At 39.4% G+C, this 795-nt stretch carries 1 protein-coding gene; it reads right to left on the reverse strand.

Features of this window, described 5'->3' with window-relative positions:
* Nucleotides 1-34: 34 nt before the first annotated feature.
* Nucleotides 35-754, reverse strand: a complete 720-nt coding sequence (locus tag U8U01_RS17255; protein WP_016304739.1) for an MBL fold metallo-hydrolase — start codon at nt 752-754, stop codon at nt 35-37.
* Nucleotides 755-795: the final 41 nt, after the last annotated feature.

Here is a 795-nt window from a genome sequence, read left to right on the forward strand (position 1 = left end):
TCTCGCCCTCCTTGTCTGTTCGATAAATCGGAAGTTAGTGAATCGGTAATAATTCCATATTTTTTGCCCGCTTTAGATTTATTTTAAGGTCGTCATATCCAAACGGCTTGCCATGTCCCGGATATATTAGATTTGGTCTAAGTGCGATGATTGTTTCCCAAGATTTTAGGAAATCCGTTTTATCCTCCGCCCAAATAGTTATTCTGTGTAAACTTGGCAATCCGTTCATAGCAGCGTCGCCGCAGAATAGAGAACCGTCATTAGTTAAAAGAGATATGGAATCGGCGGTGTGACCGGGAGTATCAATGATTTTTCCTTGCAATAAAAGTTCCACTTGCTTACGGTTTTGTTCGGTCACTTGAATACATCTACATGAATATTCTTGCGTTATTGGAGGAAACAAATGCTTGCCCTTGCCAACAAATTTCATTAAGAAACAAAAGAGCAAGGCAATCTTGGTTGTGCAACCGCCATGAAAAGAGTTTTGCCCTTTATATAATCTTTCTAACGCCTTGTCACTCATAACGATTTGAATGTCAGAGCATTCCGAGAGTATTTCATTCAAATAGCCTGCATGGTCATCGTGAGCGTGTGTCAGAAAAATATATCGTATCTGTTGAGGGGCTATTTGCATCTTTGCCAGTTGCTTTTTGAAATGTGCAAATCCTCTTTCATACCCTGTATCAATCAGTACATAGCCGTTGTCAATAGGATATATCCAATTATTTACTATCCTGCTTCCTGCATTGAGCATAGATGTTCTCTCTTTTCATTTATTTTCATCGGCGTCAACTT

This window comes from Acutalibacter caecimuris (genome assembly GCF_034335085.1).
In the GTDB taxonomy this organism is placed as follows: Bacteria; Bacillota; Clostridia; order Oscillospirales; family Acutalibacteraceae; genus Acutalibacter; species Acutalibacter caecimuris.

Bases quoted from the DNA above. Each gene is read 5' to 3' on its own strand.
- U8U01_RS17255 (WP_016304739.1), bottom strand. From the start codon at position 754: ATGCTCAATGCAGGAAGCAGGATAGTAAATAATTGGATATATCCTATT.